We start from the raw sequence: 14,811 nt of genomic DNA, 5'->3' as shown, positions 1-14,811 counted from the left end.
ACATCACCCCACCTCACTCTGGTGACAGGAGGTGGTCGCCATGTTCGAGCACAGTTCGCTGCGTGTCCTGTCCCTCTACGAGGGCTTCTTCTCCGGCGGCGCCCGGGTGCTGCACTCGACGGTGGTGGCCGGGCTGCACGCCCACGGCCACCAGCAGCACTCGGCGCTCAGCCTGTACAGCGCGGTGCGCCGCGAGACGATGCTGCAGCACATGGAGGACGACCCCCGGTTCCGCACGCTGCGCGCCGCCGGGGTCCGGGTCGCCACGTTGGGCAGGTCCACCGACGACGACCACGACCCCCGCCGGTTCACCGACGCCGAGATGGAGATCGCGGCACGAGAGGCCACCGGGGTCGACGTCGTGATGTCGCTCAAGGAGCAGCCGCTACGGCTGGTCAACGAGGCGGGGTTCCCCCAGCGGCCGGTCGTCGCATGCCTGCACCGCTCCGACCCGGAGCACTCGGGCGCCGCCCTGGACGACCTGCGCGCCGCGGCCGACAGCGGCCTGCTCGCCGCGGCCGTGTGCTGCGCCGAGTCCACCCGCGACGCCTACGCCGCGGCCGGCGTCCCGGAGCACCTGCTGCGGGTCGTGCCCAACGGGATCGACCTGACCCGGTTCCACCCCCTGCGTCGTGTGCGGCGCCTCGCCCTGCGCGGGGCAGCGGGGATCCCCGCTGATGCCACGCTCGTCGCCTACGCGGCCCGCTACGACGCCATGAAGAACCCTCGGCTGTTCCTCGCCGCCGCCCGGGAGTTCCTGGGACGTGACGACGCCGGGCACGTCGTGATGTGCGGCGCGGGGATGACCCTGGACAACCCCGGCCTCGTCGCCGACCTCGACGAGACCTTCGCCGACCGGCCGGACCTGCTGGGCCGGGTGCACGCGTGGGGCGTGCGGCGCGACATGGAGCACGTCTACGCGATCGCGGACGTCGTGGCCCTCACCTCGGCGTTCGGCGAGGCCGCACCCCTGTGCCTCATCGAGGGCGCGATGTGCGGGGCCGTCCCGGTGACCACGCCCGTCGGGGACAGCGCCCGACTCGTGGCCGGCATCGGCTTCGTCACCGGGTTCGACGCCGTGGAGATCGCGGAGACGTGGATCGAGGCGGCAGCGCGCCGGGGCGAGCTGCGCGGGGCCCTGACAGCGGCCCGGCAACGGTTCAGCCACGTGCGGATGCTGTCCGGGTACGCCCAGGTGCTCGAGCAGGCCGTCCGCGGCACGGGGCTGCGCATCGCCGTCTGACCGCGGCCCCGCGGCCGTACGACCGCCGAACATGTCGTGACGGCCTGTCCGGACGTCCGGACGGGCCGTCACGACATGTTCGGCGGTCGTCACGGCATGTTCGGCGCAGGGTCAGCGGGGCGGACGCGCCGTCGACCGGCGCAGCACGACCTCGTGCCCGACGGCGGCACCCGGCTCGGCTCCCTGCTCCGCCACCGCCGCGGCGACGGCCAGGCGCCCCATCTCCTCCAGCGGGATGGTCACGGTGGTGACCGAGGGGACGTGGTCGCGCAGCGTGGGGATGTCGTCGAAGCCCGCGACCCGGACGTCGTCGGGCACGGTGACCGCGAGCTCTCGCAGCCGGGCGATGAGGCCGATGGCCATGACGTCGGTGACGGCGAAGACGCAGGGCGCATCGAGGCCGGCGTCGGCGGACTCGCGGGCGATCTCGGCGACCCGGTCGCCGGCGGCGTACCCGCCGTCGCGGGAGAACTGCTGCTCGACGACCTCGATCACCTCTCCTCCGCCGGCCGTGACCGCCGCGGTGAACGCCCCGGCCCGCTCCTGGGCGGTGACGACGCGGTCGGGGGCGCTGAGGAGCACGAACCGATGGTGGCCCTGGTCGCGCAGCGCGGCGGCGAGGTCGGCGGCGCCCTCGGCGTTGGGGGGCCGCACGACGCGGGCCGAGCCGAGCGGCTGCCCCACGACCACGGAGCGCCCGCCCCCGGCCTCGAACGTCTCCAGCTCGGCGGCGACCGGGGCGTCCTCCTCGGGCGACCACCGGGTACCGACGACGACGATGGCGTCGACGCGGTGCGCGGCGAAGGCTGCGACGGCGTCTCGTTCGGCATCGGGGTCCCGCTCGGTCGAGGCGAGGAGCACCATGCGCCCGTGCTCGCGGGCGGCGGCCTGGGCGCCGGCGGCGATGGAGGAGAAGTACGGGTCGGAGATGTCCTGGACGACGAGCCCGAGCAGCCCGGTCCGTGACCTCGCCAGCGCCTGCGCCTGGGCGTTGACGACGTAGCCGAGGTCGGCGGCGGCGGCCCGGACGCGCTCGACGAGCTCGGGTCCTGGCTGACGTGAGGAGCCGTTGAGCACCCGGGAGGCCGTCGCGAGGGACACCCCGGCATGGTTGGCGACGTCCTGCAGCCGCGGTCTGGCCACGGGCACCTCCTGGTCCGCTGGGGCCCCGGGCGGGCGGCACTCCTCCCGCCGGGCGGCGGCTGCTTGACGCACCGCCGCAGACACCTTACCGTGAGACCGGAAAGCGCATTCCCTCTGGAGCGCGCTCAGCGACGAGCACCGCCCCCGGTGCCCCGACGAAGGAGTCCCCGCCAGTGAGCACCACCCGCACCCTGCGCATCGCCATGAACGGCGTGACCGGCCGCATGGGCTACCGCCAGCACCTCCTGCGCTCGATCCTGCCGATCCGCGAGCAGGGCGGCGTCACGCTCCCCGACGGCTCCCGCGTCCAGGTCGAGCCGATCCTCGTGGGCCGCAACGAGTCCAAGCTCGCCGACCTCGCGAAGCAGCACGACATCACCGAGTACACGACCGACCTCGACGGCCTCGTCCACGCCGACGACACCGACATCGTGTTCGACGCCGCGATGACCAACCTGCGCCCCGCCACCCTCGCCAAGGCCATGAAGGCCGGCAAGCACATCTACACCGAGAAGCCCACCGCGGAGACCCTCGCCGAGGCGATCGAGCTCGCCCAGCTGCGCGACGAGACCGGCGTGACCGCCGGCGTCGTCCACGACAAGCTCTACCTGCCCGGCCTGGTCAAGCTGCGCCGGCTCGTCGACGAGGGCTTCTTCGGCCGCATCCTGTCCCTGCGCGGCGAGTTCGGCTACTGGGTCTTCGAGGGCGAGCACCAGCCCGCCCAGCGGCCCTCGTGGAACTACCGCAAGGAGGACGGCGGTGGCATGACCACCGACATGTTCTGCCACTGGAACTACGTCCTCGAGGGCATCCTCGGTTCGGTCAAGACCGTCAACGCCCAGACCGTCACGCACATCCCCACCCGCTGGGACGAGCAGGGCAAGCCCTACGACGCCACCGCCGACGACGCCGCGTACGGCATCTTCGAGATCGAGACGCCCGGCGGCGACCCCGTCGTGGCGCAGATCAACTCCTCCTGGGCGGTGCGCGTCCACCGCGACGAGCTCGTCGAGTTCCAGGTCGACGGCACCCACGGCTCCGCCGTCGCCGGGCTCTTCTCCTGCGTCGCCCAGCAGCGCGCCCACACCCCCAAGCCGGTCTGGAACCCCGACCTGCCCACCACCGAGAAGTTCCGCGAGCAGTGGGCCGACGTCCCCGCCAACGCCGAGGTCGAGAACGGCTTCAAGGCGCAGTGGGAGGAGTTCCTGCGCGACGTCGTCGCCGGGCGCGAGCACCGCTTCGACCTGCTGTCCGCCGCGCGGGGTGTGCAGCTCGCCGAGCTCGGCCTGCGCTCGTCCGCCGAGGGTCGCCGTCTCGACGTGCCGGAGATCTCGCTGTGAGCGCCGTGACCGCCCCTCCCGGGGCACCGACGCTCACCGGGTCCGGCGTCACCGTCCGCCTGCCGCGGTTCGACGACGGCGGCCGGCTCGTCGGCACCGAGGTGCGCGAGCTCAACGCGCCCGGCCCGTGGCGGAGGCCGGACGGGCCGCTGCGGTCCCGGGTCGCCTTCGCCGCGGCGCACGTCGTGCCCCAGGTCGGGGCCGAGAACGTGCCCGGCGCGCCCGCCGTCGTCGACTGGGACTCGACCCTCGCCTACCGGCACAGCATCTGGTCGCACGGTCTGGGCGTCGCCGACGCCATGGACACCGCCCAGCGCGGCATGGGGCTCGACTGGGCCGCCACGCAGGAGCTCGTCCGTCGCTCGGCCGCCGAGGCCGCCTCCGTGGGCGGTTCGATCGCCTGCGGGGCGGGCACCGACCAGCTCGACCCGGCCGCCGTCCAGCCGGGTGAGGAGGGTCTCGCCGCCGTCGTCGACGCCTACCGCGAGCAGGTGCGCGTGGTCCAGGAGTCCGGCGCCCGCGTCATCGTCATGGCCTCGCGCGCCCTGGCGAAGGTCGCCCGCTCGGCCGAGGACTACGCCCGCGTCTACGACGCCGTCCTCGCCGAGGCCGACAGCCCGGTGATCCTGCACTGGCTGGGGACCATGTTCGACCCGGCCCTGGCCGGGTACTGGGGCTCGGACTCGGTGGACACGGCGACCGCCACGTTCCTGGACCTCATCACGGCCCACCAGGACAAGGTCGACGGCGTCAAGGTGTCGCTGCTGGACGCCCAGCACGAGATCGGCCTGCGCCGGGCGCTGGCCGCGCTCGAGGGATCACCCGTGCGGCTCTACACCGGCGACGACTTCAACTACCCGGAGCTCATCGCCGGTGACGAGCAGGGGTACTCCGACGCCCTGCTCGGGATCTTCGCGGCGGTCTACCCCGCGGCGTCGACGGCGCTGCAGGCGTTCGACGCCGCGCTCGACGGTGAGCAGGGGGCGGCAGCACGAGGTCACGCGATCCTCGCCTCGACCGAGAAGCTGGGCCGGCACATCTTCGCGGCGCCGACCTACTACTACAAGACGGGTGTGGCGTTCCTGTCCTGGCTGAACGGGTTCCAGCCCGGCTTCCAGCTCGTGGGCGGGCTGCACTCCGGGCGCTCGGTGGCGCACCTCGTCGAGCTCGCCCGCCTCGCCGACGACTGCGGGATGCTGCTCGCGCCCGACACCGCCGCGGCCCGCCTGCAGGCACTGCTGACCGTGAACGGGGCGGACTCATGAGCGACCTGTCCCGCTGCTCGCTCAACACCGCGACGGTCAAGCACGCCACCCTGACGGAGGCCGTCGAGGCGGCGGCCTCCGCCGGGATGGGTGCTGTCGGGCTCTGGCGCCACCAGGTGCAGGAGTCCGGGGCCGGGACCGCCCGCAAGATCGTCGAGGACGCCGGGCTGCGCGTGTCGTCCCTGTGCCGCGGCGGCTTCCTCACCGCGACGTCCGCCGAGGGCATCCGGGAGGCGGTGGCCGACAACGAGCGGGCGCTCATCGAGGCGGCCGAGGTCGGTACGTCCGAGCTCGTGTTCGTCGTCGGCGGCCTGCCGGGCTCCGCGCCCGAGGCTCCCCCGTCGCCCGGCACGGACCGGGACCTGGTGGCCACGCGCCGTCGGGTCGCGGACCGGCTGGCCGACCTCGCACCGGTCGCCGAGAAGCACGGCGTGCGGATCGTCCTCGAACCGCTGCACCCGATGTTCGCGGCCGACCGCGCGGTCGTGTCCACGCTCGGCCAGGCGCTCGACCTCGCCGCGCCGTTCGACGCCCGCACCGTGGGCGTCGTCGTGGACACGTACCACGTGTGGTGGGACCCGGCGCTGGAGGCGGCGATCCAGCGGGCCGGCCGCGAGGGCCGGATCGCCGGCTACCAGGTGTGCGACTGGAACCTGCCGTTCGCGCCCGCCGCGCTGAACTCTCGCGGTCACGTCGGCGACGGCTACATCGACTTCGCCACCGTCTCGCGGTGGGTCGCCGAGGCCGGGTACACCGGGGACGTGGAGACGGAGATCTTCAACGAGGAGATCTGGGCGGCACCTCCCGCCGAGACCGCCGCGACCGTGGGCGCACGGTTCGCGCAGCACGTCCTGCCGCACCTCTGAGCGCGGGGGAACTCGCCCCGGGCGCCGTTCGTCATACGGTGTGGCCCGCCGACACCCTTTCCGTCGGCGGGCCACCACTCGTCCACAGCACCGAGGTTCCTCATGAGCACGCACGCCGACACCACCCCGATCCTCCGCGCCGACGGCCTGGCTGCCGGCTACGGCGGCGCCGACGTCGTGCACGGCATCGATCTCGCCCTGGCCACCGGTGACGCCCCCGTGGGGATCATCGGCCCCTCCGGCGCGGGCAAGTCCACCATCGTGCGGGCGCTGACCGGTGCCGTGAAGCCCACCGCCGGTCGCGTCACCTGGAACGGGCGCACCGTCACCCGGATCGGGCTGCGGGACAAGAAGGCGTTCCGCACCCAGGTCCGCCGGGTCGCGCAGGAGGGGATCGGCGGCGTCGAACCGCGGACCACCGTCGACCGTGTCGTCGCCAAGGCTCTCTCCGACGCCCGCAAGGCAGGCCGCCCCAGCGGCAGCACGGTGGAGGAGCTGCTCGAGGACGTCGCGCTCGAACCGCGTTTCGCCCCCCGCCAGGTCGGCACCCTCTCGGGCGGGGAGAAGCAGCGGGTCGCACTCGCGATGGCGCTGGCGACCCGGCCGGACGCCCTGCTCCTGGACGAGCCGCTCACCGCCGTCGACCCCGCCATGCGCGGCGAGGTCGTCCGCCGCCTGGGTGACGCCGCGGCGTCGCTGGGCACCGCGGTGCTGCTGGTCACCCACGACCTCGAGCTCGTCGAGCGGCTCTGCCCCACGGTGCACGTGCTGGCGGAGGGCACGTTCGTGGCCTCCGGCCCCCTGTCGACGGTGCTCGCCGAGTCGACGCACCCGTCCGTCCGCGAGCTCGCCGAGGCGGCTCCGCAGGCGGTCCAACGCTTCCTCTGATCCGTTCGTCACACCGCCCCGTCACGACGGGCAGTCCCGTCGGGACGGAGGTAGTGTCGTCGCGGACCGGGGCCGAGGCGGCCCACGACGAGGAGTAGCGATGCTCACCCCAGACGGCACGACGACGGCGACGTCATGACCGAGGACGCCGTCACCTCGATCGCCGCCACCCTCATCGACAGCTGGACCGTCGCGCACGTCGACGAGCTGGCCGCGGTGCGCTCGCGCCTGGAGGACGCCCTCTGCGCGTGCGACCCGCCGGGGGTGGCACCGGGGCTCACCCGGGCCTCGTCGCAGAACATCATCCTGATCGCCAGCGAGCTGACCGCCAACGCGCTGGAGCACGCCGGCGGCCCGGCCCGCCTGGACGTGGTCCGTGACGGCGCCGCCGTCACCATCTCGGTGCGGGACCGGGCGCCCGACGACCCTCCTGTGCTCACGTTCGACCGCGCGCTCGGCGCGGGCGGGTTCGGCCTCCAGCTCACCCTGAAGGTCGCCGACGACGTCGGCTGGTACCGGACCCCCGACGGCGCCAAGCACGTCTGGGCGCGGTTCGTCGTCGCTCCTTCTGACGACGCCGTGTGAGCGCTCACGCGCGGGTCAGGGGTCGTAGCGGCGCAGGTGGGAGGAACGCCGCACGACGGCGCGCAGCGCGGTCAGGTCACCCGCGAGCGTCCCGGCGGCCCGCGCCTGGACGACGACGTTGCCGAGCGCCGCGCCCTCCACGGGCCCGGCGACGACGGGCAGCCCCGTCGCCTGCGCCGTGAGGCGGCACAGGAGCTCGTTCTGCGACCCGCCGCCCACGACGTGCAGCACGTCGACCTCGCGCCCGGACAGGCGCGTGACCTCCGCCAGCACCCGGCGGTAGGCGTCGGCGAGCGAGTCGAGGATGCACCGCACGACCTGCCCGACGCCGTCGGGCACCGGTTGCCCGGCCGCCCGTGCCGCGGCCGCGAGGCGCGCAGGCATGTCGCCGGGTGGCAGGAACTCCGCAGCGTCGACGTCGACGACGGTGCGGCCCGGCTCCGCCGCCTCGGCCGCGGCCAGCGCGTCGGCGAGCGAGACCTCGGTGCCGGCCTCGCGCCAGGTCCGCAGCGTCTCGGAGAGCACCCACAGCCCCATGACGTTCTTCAGGTACCGCACCGTGCCGTCGACGCCGAGCTCGTTCGTGACGTTCGCGCGGCGGCTCTCCTCGGTCAGCACCGGGGCGTCGAGCTCGACACCGACCAGCGACCACGTCCCCGAGGACACGTAGGCGAACCGCTCGTCCGCGGCGGGGACACCCACGACGGCCGAGGCCGTGTCGTGCGACCCCACCGCGACGACCGGCACCGCCCCGAGCCCGGTGGCGGTCTGCACGGCGTCGGTGAGGTGGCCGACCACGGTCCCCGGCTCGACGACGTCGGCCAGCCGGGCGCGCACGTCACCGAGCTCGGGGTACTCGCGCGCCAGGGCGTCCAGGACAGGCTGCGACCACCGGCGCGTGGTCGCGTCCAGCAGCCCGGTGGTCGAGGCGTTGGTGACCTCCGCGACGGTGACTCCGGTGAGCCAGGAGCCGAGCAGGTCCGGGATCAGCCGGATCGACTCCGTCAACGGCCACACCGCGTCGTGGCGGGCGGCCACGAGCTGGAACTCCGTGTTGAAGGGCAACGTCTGCAACCCGTTGACCGCGTAGTGCTCACCCGGACCGAGCCTGCCGAGCACCTCCTCCGCGACCCCGGCGAGCCGGGGGTCGCGGTGGTGGCGCGGGTTCCCCAGCAGGGAGCCGTCGGCCGCGAAGAGCCCGTGGTCCACGGCCCAGGAGTCGATCCCGATCCCGGCGATCTCCACTCCCTGCTCCCGGGCGAGGGCCCCGGCGGCGCGCAGGCCGTCGAGGATCCCCCGCCACAGGTGCAGCACGTCCCAGTGCAGCGCCGTCGTCGCGCCGGCCGGCACCTCGAGCGGCCCGTTGCCGAACCGCGCCACCTCGGTGAGGTCGACGCGTTCGCCACCGGCCTCGCCGGCGACCACGCCGAGCATCACCCGCCCGCTGGTGGCCCCGAGGTCGACCGCGACGAAGCCGCTCATCGCAGGAACGCCTGCGCCACACCCGCGTCGACGGGCACGTGCAGACCGGTGGTGTGCGAGAAGTCGGCCGTGCACAGGGCGAACGCCGCGTTGGCGATGTTCTCCGGCAGCACCTCACGCTTGAGCAGGGTGCGCTGGGCGTAGAAGGCGCCCAGGTCCTGCTCGTCGATGCCGTAGGTCTTGGCGCGGTTGGCGCCCCAGCCGGAGGCGAAGATCCCGGAACCGCGCACGACGCCGTCGGGGTTGATGCCGTTCACCTTGATGCCGTGCTCGCCGAGCTCGGCGGCCAGCAGCCGCACCTGGTGGGCCTGGTCGGCCTTGGTGGCGGAGTACGCGATGTTGTTCGGTCCGGCGAACACCGAGTTCTTCGACGAGATGTAGATGACGTCGCCCCCGAGCTTCTGGTCCACGAGGATGCGCGCGGCGTTCTTCGCGACGAGGAACGAGCCCTTGGCCATGACGTCGTGCTGCAGGTCCCAGTCGGCCTCGGTGGTCTCGAACAGCGACTTGCTCAGGGACAGCCCGGCGTTGTTCACCACGATGTCGACGCCGCCGAACGCCAGCACGGCCTCGTTCAGGGCGGCTTGCACCGCGGCCTCGTCGGCCACGTTCGCCGCGACGCCGATCGCGACGTCGGCGTTCCCGATCTCGGCTGCGACCGCGCGGGCCTTCTCCAGGTCCAGGTCCGCGACGACGACGCAGGCGCCCTCGGCGGCCAGGCGCTCGGCGATGGCCCTGCCGATGCCCGACGCCGCGCCCGTGACGAACGCGACGCGGGTGGCCAGGGGCTTCGGCTTCGGCTTGCGCTGCAGCTTGGCCTCCTCCAGCGCCCAGTACTCGATGCGGAACTTCTCGGACTCGTCGATCGGGGCGTAGGTGGACAGGGCCTCCGCGCCGCGCATGACGTTGATGGCGTTGACGTAGAACTCGCCGGCCACGCGCGCGGTCTGCTTGTCGCCGCCGTAGGAGAACATCCCGACGCCCGGGACGAGGACGATCAGCGGGTCCGCGCCGCGGATGGCCGGCGGCTCCTCGCCCTTCGCCCGCGCCTCGGCGGCGCCGCGCTCGTAGTAGGCGGTGTAGTCGGCGCGGTAGGCCTCGTGCAGCGCGGGGAGGCGCTCGACGATCTCCTCGACGCTCGCCGTGCCCGGCAGGTCGACGACCAGCGGCTTGACCTTGGTGCGCAGGAAGTGGTCCGGGCAGGACGTGCCCAGCGCGGCCAGCTCCGCGTGCCGCGCGGAGGCGAGGAAGTCCAGGACGACGTCGGAGTCGGTGAAGTGCCCGACCTGCGGCTTGTCCTGGGAGGCGATCGCGCGCAGGTGGGGGGCGAGCGCGGCGGCCTTGGCACGGCGCTCGTCCGCGGGCAGGGCTCCGTAGCCGTCGAGGGCAGGCCCGAACGGCTCCTCCTGGCCGTGCTCGGCGATGTAGGCCGCCGCGGTGTCGATGATCCACAGGGAGTTCGCCTCGGCCTCCTCGGCCGTGTCGCCCCACGCGGTGATGCCGTGCCCGCCCAGGACGGTGCCGATCGCGTCGGGGTGCTCCGCCTTGATCTTCGCGATGTCGAGCCCGAGCTGGAACCCGGGACGGCGCCACGGCACCCACACGACCTTGCCGCCGAAGATCTTCTGCGTGAGCTCCGGGCCGTCCGCCGCCGTGGCGATCGCGATGCCGGAGTCGGGGTGCAGGTGGTCCACGTGCGCGGCGTCGACCAGCCCGTGCATGGCGGTGTCGATGCTCGGCGCCGCGCCACCCTTGCCGTGCAGGCAGTAGTCGAACGCCGCGACCATCTCGTCCTCGCGCTCGAGGCCCGGGTAGACGTCCACCAGGGCCCGCATGCGGTCGAGGCGCAGCACCGCGAGGCCCTTCTCGGTGAGGGTACCGAGGTCCCCGCCGGAGCCCTTGACCCACAGCAGCTCGACGTCCTGCCCCGTCACGGGGTCGGTCGCCACGCCCTTGGCGGAGGTGTTGCCCCCGGCGTAGTTGGTGTTCTTCGGGTCGGCGCCCAGGCGGTTGGACCGCTCGACGAGGGAGGCGACGGTGTCGTTCGTCATCAGTTGCTCCGTAGTGGTTCGTCCAGGACGGCGAGCAGCGGCTCGTGGGTGGTGCCCACGAGCGGGCTGGTCAGCCAGGTGGTCATGCGGTCGAGGCTGCGGGCGCAGCCGGGGTGCTCGGGGTCGTTGAGGTGGCCGTGCAGGGTGCCGTCCTCGCGGGCGACCAGCACGTCGGTGCCGGCGGCGGCGAGCTCGGCGGCGTACGCCTCACCCGACGACCGCAGCGCGTCGTGATCCGAGTTGACGACCAGAGTCGGCGGCAGCCCGCTCAGGTCGCTCCCGCCGGGGAACGCGTACGGCGAGTGCGATCCCTCGCGGTGCCCCAGGTAGTTGGCGTTCATCACGCGCACGACCTCGGGCGGGAAGTTGCGGTCCGCGGGCAGGCCCGCGATCTTCGCGGCGAGCTCCGCCGTCGGCTCCGGGAGCCGCTCGTGCGCGACCGGGTAGGCGAGCAGCACGCTGCGCGGCGTCACCTGCACCGTGCCCGACGTCGGTGCGTCCGCCACGGGGGTGCCCGACGGCGTGACCGCGGTCCTGCCGTACGCCTCCGGGTGCTCGCGGACGGCGTCGTCGCGCAGGCGCAGCGACGCACCTGCCGCGAGGTTGCCGCCCGCGCTGGCACCGCCCAGCGACCAGGTGCCGGCCGGTGCGCCGAGCCCGGCGGCGACGGACCAGCGGAACACGAAGACGAGCTCGTCGTGCGCGACGGGGAACCGCACGCCTCCGGCGGCGATCGACGCCTCCGGGTCGGACCAGTCGATCTCGGGGCACAGGCGGTAGTCGACGCTCACGACGACGATGCCGCGCTGCGCAAGCGTGCGGGCGACGTGGTCGGCCTCGGCCATGTCGAGGTCGCCGTGCATGAATCCGCCTCCGTGCGCCCAGACCAGGCCGGCGACCGGCGGGTCCTCGGTCTCTGGCCCGTAGAGGCGGACGGGGAGGTTTCCGTGAGGGCCGTCGAGGACCCGGTCGGTGATGGTCATGGCCGCGATCATGCACCCCAGCCGGCCTGCTGCCCGCCGACGCGCTCCGCGGCGATCTTCGGCAGGTAGCCCGACTCGGCGAAGGCCGCCATCGGGTCCTCGGGGAGGCCGCGGGCGGCACGGTACCCGGCGAGCATCGGGCGGACGTCGGTGTAGAACGCGTCCATGTAGATCGCGTTGGCGGCGAGCACGTCGCCGGACTCCTGCGCCTTGCCCAGGGCCTCTCGGTCGAGGAGCAGGGCGCGCGCCGTCATCTCCTGGACGTTGAGGACGGAGCGGATCTGACCGGGGACCTTGTCCTCGATGTTGTGGCACTGGTCGAGCATGAGCGCCACCTGGGACCCCTCGTCGAGGCCGCCGCCGCGGATGACCTCGGCCATGATCCGGAAGAGCTGGAACGGGTCGGCGGCGCCCACGATGAGGTCGTCGTCGGCGTAGAACCGCGAGTTGAAGTCGAACGACCCGAGCTTCCCGAGCCGCAGCAGCTGGGCGACGATGAACTCGATGTTGGTACCGGGGGCGTGGTGGCCCGTGTCGAGGCAGACGAACGCCTGGTCGCCGAGCGCGGCGACCTGGGCGTACGAGGTGCCCCAGTCCGGCACGTCCGTGTGGTAGAAGGCCGGCTCGAAGAACTTGTACTCGAGCACCAGGCGCTGCTCGGCGCCGAGCTGGGCGTAGATCTCGGCGAGCGCCTCGTGCAGCAGGTCCTGGCGGGTGCGGATGTCGGCCTGGCCGGGGTAGTTCGAGCCGTCGGCCAGCCAGATCTTCAGGTCCTGCGACCCCGTGGCGTCCATGATCTCGAGGCACTCGAGGTGGTGGTCGATGGCCTGGCGACGCACGGCCGCGTCCGTGTGGGTCAACGAACCGAGCTTGTAGGCGTCGTCCTGGAACGTGTTGGAGTTGATGGTGCCCAGGGTGACGCCCTGGTCGTTCGCGTAGCGCTGCAGCGCCGCGTAGTCGTCGACCTTGTCCCACGGGATGTGCAGCGCCACCGTCGGCGCGAGGCCGGTGAGCCGGTGGACCTGGGCGGCGTCGGCGATCTTCTCCTCGGGGGTGCGGGGGGTGCCCGGCGTGGAGAAGACCTTGAAACGGGTGCCGGAGTTGCCGTAGGCCCACGAGGGGACCTCGATGGCGAGTCGGTCCAGGACCGGGGTGATGTCGTCGAAGCGGGGCATGGTCGTCCTCTTTCAGTCCTGGGTGGCGTTCGTGCCGGCGTCCCGGGCCGGCTCGGCGGCGGAGAGCTGTGTCTCGAGGTGGAAGATCGGGGTGAGCTCGGTCATGGACTCGTCCGGACCGGCGCCGTCGAAGAACTCCGCCATCTCGGCCTGCCAGCGCGCGTTGACGTCGTACAGGCCCATGTCCGCGCGGGCGGCGTCCGGGTCCTTGCTCTCGAAGTAGCCGACGACGTCTCCCTCCGGGCTGGTGAAGATCGAGTAGTTGCGCCAGCCCGTGGCGTGCAGGGCGCGCAGCATCTCCGGCCAGACCTCGGCGTGTCGTCGCGAGTACTCCTCGAGCCGGTCCGGTCGAACCCGGAACCGGAACATGACGCGGCGGGTGCCGTCGTCCTCCATTGCTCCTCCTCGCATCGTCGTCGACGCGTTATGAATCGATTCAATGTGGTCAAGGTACCTGGCGCCCCCGGCAGATGCAAGATCCGGCCCCGCGCCGTTCGCCCTCCGGTCGGCACATCGAGCAGCACTCGGCAGCTCGAGATGCCGAGCGCTGCCGAACGGACCGATCGCAGCGCACGGCCCGGGGTGGTAACCGGTTTCCACCCTACCTGCGCGTCCGCGCCCCCCACGGCGTGGCGAACGGCTACCATCCCTGGGTGCGGTCACCGACCGCGCCCCACGACCCGACCAGCCCCTGTCGACGAGGAGAGGGACCCCCATGTCGCCCCGCACCCGGCGCACGTCGATCGCCGATGTCGCGCGTCGTGCCGGCGTGTCCGTCGGCACGGTCTCCAACGTCCTCAACCGGCCCGACCGGGTCTCCCCCACCACCCGCGAGCGCGTCGAGGCCGCGATCGCCGAGCTGTCGTTCGTCCGCAACGGCTCGGCCCGCCAGCTCCGGGCCGGGCGCATCACGACCGTCGGGGCGATCGTGCTCGACATCTCGAACCCGTTCTTCACCGACGTGACCCGCGGCATCGAGGAACGGCTCACGGCCGACGACTACACGCTCATGGTGGCCAGCTCTGACCGCGAGCCCGAGCGCGAGGCCCGGTACCTGCGACTCTTCGAGGAGCACGGCGTGCGCGGGGTCATGGTGGTCCCCACGGGCGAGTCGATCGACCATCTGCTCGCCGTCCGCGAGCGCGGGATCGGCGTCGTCCTGCTGGACCACCCCTCACCGGTGGACTCGGTGTCCTCCGTGGCCGTCGACGACGTGCTCGGCGGGGCGCTGGCGACCCGCCACCTGCTCGACCAGGGGCACACCCGCATCGCGTTCCTCAACGGCACGCACTCCATACGCCAGTGCGCCGATCGCCTCGAGGGCGCCCGTCGGGCGCTCGCCGACGCAGGTCGCGACCCGGACGCGGCGCTCGTCGAGGTCACCGTCCCGCTCGACGCGAACGGTGGCGAGACCGGCATCCGCGCCCTGCTCGAGGCCGACGACCGCCCGACCGCCGTCTTCTGCGTGAACGACCTGGTCGCCCTCGGTGCGTTGCGGACGCTGCGGCGGGCGGGCGTCTCGGTGCCCGACGACGTCGCGCTGGTCGGGTACGACGACGTCACCTTCGCGGCGGAGCTCGCCACCCCGCTCACCTCGGTGCGCCAGCCGCGTCACGAGCTCGGCGCCCGCGCTGCTGACATGATGCTGCGCGGCACCGACGCGCCGGCCGAGCACGTGGTGTTCAAGCCGGAGCTGGTCGTCCGCGAGTCCTCCACCACCCGAGCGCCGTAGGGCCGCCCGGTTCGTCGCCCCGGGCTCGGAGTTTGAATCGATTTATGGCAGACTTCGG

13 protein-coding genes are annotated in these 14,811 nt (G+C 73.1%); 7 read left to right on the top strand and 6 right to left on the bottom strand.

Translation table 11 applies throughout. From position 1 onward, the window contains the following. The first annotated feature begins 40 nt into the window (after positions 1-40). On the top strand, positions 41-1,243 hold the full coding sequence (locus HDG69_RS02955) for a glycosyltransferase (protein WP_171782269.1): 1,203 nt from the start codon (positions 41-43) through the stop codon (positions 1,241-1,243). Positions 1,244-1,354: 111 nt separating this feature from the next. Here the strand turns inward: HDG69_RS02955 and HDG69_RS02950 are convergent, their stop codons facing one another. Further along, positions 1,355-2,386, bottom strand: a complete 1,032-nt coding sequence (locus tag HDG69_RS02950; protein ID WP_171782268.1) for a substrate-binding domain-containing protein — start codon at positions 2,384-2,386, stop codon at positions 1,355-1,357. Between the two features lie 203 nt (positions 2,387-2,589). Between HDG69_RS02950 and HDG69_RS02945 the strand changes: the two genes are divergently transcribed. The 5 genes from HDG69_RS02945 (at position 2,590) to HDG69_RS02925 (ending at position 7,330) form a co-directional block, all read left to right on the top strand. Beyond that, positions 2,590-3,726 (top strand): Gfo/Idh/MocA family protein, encoded by a 1,137-nt coding sequence (locus HDG69_RS02945; RefSeq protein ID WP_171783146.1) that lies wholly within the window; start codon positions 2,590-2,592, stop codon positions 3,724-3,726. 59 nt (positions 3,727-3,785) lie between these two features. After that, the gene (locus HDG69_RS02940) at positions 3,786-4,991 is read left to right on the top strand and encodes a dihydrodipicolinate synthase family protein (protein ID WP_216645250.1); all 1,206 of its coding nucleotides are present in this window, start codon (positions 3,786-3,788) and stop codon (positions 4,989-4,991) included. Continuing rightward, positions 4,988-5,857 (top strand): sugar phosphate isomerase/epimerase family protein, encoded by an 870-nt coding sequence (locus HDG69_RS02935; protein ID WP_171782267.1) that lies wholly within the window; start codon positions 4,988-4,990, stop codon positions 5,855-5,857. Before HDG69_RS02940 ends, HDG69_RS02935 begins: the two co-directional genes overlap by 4 nt. Before the next feature lie 102 nt (positions 5,858-5,959). After that, positions 5,960-6,745, top strand: coding sequence for an ABC transporter ATP-binding protein (locus tag HDG69_RS02930; protein ID WP_171782266.1), 786 nt, complete (start codon positions 5,960-5,962; stop codon positions 6,743-6,745). A gap of 135 nt (positions 6,746-6,880) precedes the next feature. After that, positions 6,881-7,330, top strand: coding sequence for an ATP-binding protein (locus tag HDG69_RS02925; protein WP_171782265.1), 450 nt, complete (start codon positions 6,881-6,883; stop codon positions 7,328-7,330). 15 nt (positions 7,331-7,345) lie between these two features. Here the strand turns inward: HDG69_RS02925 and HDG69_RS02920 are convergent, their stop codons facing one another. The 5 genes from HDG69_RS02920 to HDG69_RS02900 are packed head-to-tail and all read right to left on the bottom strand — an operon-like array spanning position 7,346 to position 13,417. After that, entirely contained in the window at positions 7,346-8,812 is a 1,467-nt protein-coding gene (locus HDG69_RS02920) for a rhamnulokinase (RefSeq protein WP_171782264.1), read from the bottom strand. Then, positions 8,809-10,863 (bottom strand): bifunctional aldolase/short-chain dehydrogenase, encoded by a 2,055-nt coding sequence (locus tag HDG69_RS02915; protein WP_171782263.1) that lies wholly within the window; start codon positions 10,861-10,863, stop codon positions 8,809-8,811. The genes HDG69_RS02920 and HDG69_RS02915 overlap by 4 nt, the downstream gene beginning before the upstream one ends. Beyond that, a complete protein-coding gene (locus tag HDG69_RS02910) occupies positions 10,863-11,846 on the bottom strand; it encodes an alpha/beta hydrolase fold domain-containing protein (protein ID WP_246255965.1) in 984 nt (327 codons plus the stop codon). The genes HDG69_RS02915 and HDG69_RS02910 overlap by 1 nt, the downstream gene beginning before the upstream one ends. An 8-nt stretch (positions 11,847-11,854) precedes the next feature. Beyond that, positions 11,855-13,021, bottom strand: a complete 1,167-nt coding sequence (gene rhaI, locus HDG69_RS02905; RefSeq protein ID WP_171782261.1) for an L-rhamnose isomerase — start codon at positions 13,019-13,021, stop codon at positions 11,855-11,857. Positions 13,022-13,033: 12 nt separating this feature from the next. Further along, the gene (locus HDG69_RS02900) at positions 13,034-13,417 is read right to left on the bottom strand and encodes an L-rhamnose mutarotase (RefSeq protein ID WP_246255962.1); all 384 of its coding nucleotides are present in this window, start codon (positions 13,415-13,417) and stop codon (positions 13,034-13,036) included. Positions 13,418-13,736: 319 nt separating this feature from the next. On the opposite strand from HDG69_RS02900, the gene HDG69_RS02895 reads away from it, so the two are divergent. Then, complete coding sequence (locus HDG69_RS02895) at positions 13,737-14,753, top strand: LacI family DNA-binding transcriptional regulator (protein WP_171782260.1); 1,017 nt, start codon at positions 13,737-13,739, stop codon at positions 14,751-14,753. The last annotated feature ends 58 nt before the right edge of the window (positions 14,754-14,811 follow it).

The sequence above is a fragment of the Isoptericola halotolerans genome, assembly GCF_013149785.1.
Classification (GTDB): Bacteria; Actinomycetota; Actinomycetes; order Actinomycetales; family Cellulomonadaceae; genus Isoptericola; species Isoptericola halotolerans.
Note: the sequence above shows the minus strand (reverse complement) of the source record. Positions and strands in the feature narration are given on the sequence as shown.

Excerpts from the sequence above, each read along its gene's own strand:
- HDG69_RS02955 (WP_171782269.1), top strand. The coding sequence starts at position 41 with ATGTTCGAGCACAGTTCGCTGCGTGTCCTGTCCCTCTACGAGGGCTTC.
- HDG69_RS02945 (WP_171783146.1), top strand. The coding sequence starts at position 2,590 with ATGAACGGCGTGACCGGCCGCATGGGCTACCGCCAGCACCTCCTGCGC.
- HDG69_RS02935 (WP_171782267.1), top strand. The coding sequence starts at position 4,988 with ATGAGCGACCTGTCCCGCTGCTCGCTCAACACCGCGACGGTCAAGCAC.
- HDG69_RS02930 (WP_171782266.1), top strand. The coding sequence starts at position 5,960 with ATGAGCACGCACGCCGACACCACCCCGATCCTCCGCGCCGACGGCCTG.
- HDG69_RS02925 (WP_171782265.1), top strand. The coding sequence starts at position 6,881 with ATGACCGAGGACGCCGTCACCTCGATCGCCGCCACCCTCATCGACAGC.
- HDG69_RS02920 (WP_171782264.1), bottom strand. The coding sequence starts at position 8,812 with ATGAGCGGCTTCGTCGCGGTCGACCTCGGGGCCACCAGCGGGCGGGTG.
- HDG69_RS02915 (WP_171782263.1), bottom strand. The coding sequence starts at position 10,863 with ATGACGAACGACACCGTCGCCTCCCTCGTCGAGCGGTCCAACCGCCTG.
- HDG69_RS02910 (WP_246255965.1), bottom strand. The coding sequence starts at position 11,846 with ATGACCATCACCGACCGGGTCCTCGACGGCCCTCACGGAAACCTCCCC.
- rhaI (WP_171782261.1), bottom strand. The coding sequence starts at position 13,021 with ATGCCCCGCTTCGACGACATCACCCCGGTCCTGGACCGACTCGCCATC.
- HDG69_RS02900 (WP_246255962.1), bottom strand. The coding sequence starts at position 13,417 with ATGGAGGACGACGGCACCCGCCGCGTCATGTTCCGGTTCCGGGTTCGA.
- HDG69_RS02895 (WP_171782260.1), top strand. The coding sequence starts at position 13,737 with ATGTCGCCCCGCACCCGGCGCACGTCGATCGCCGATGTCGCGCGTCGT.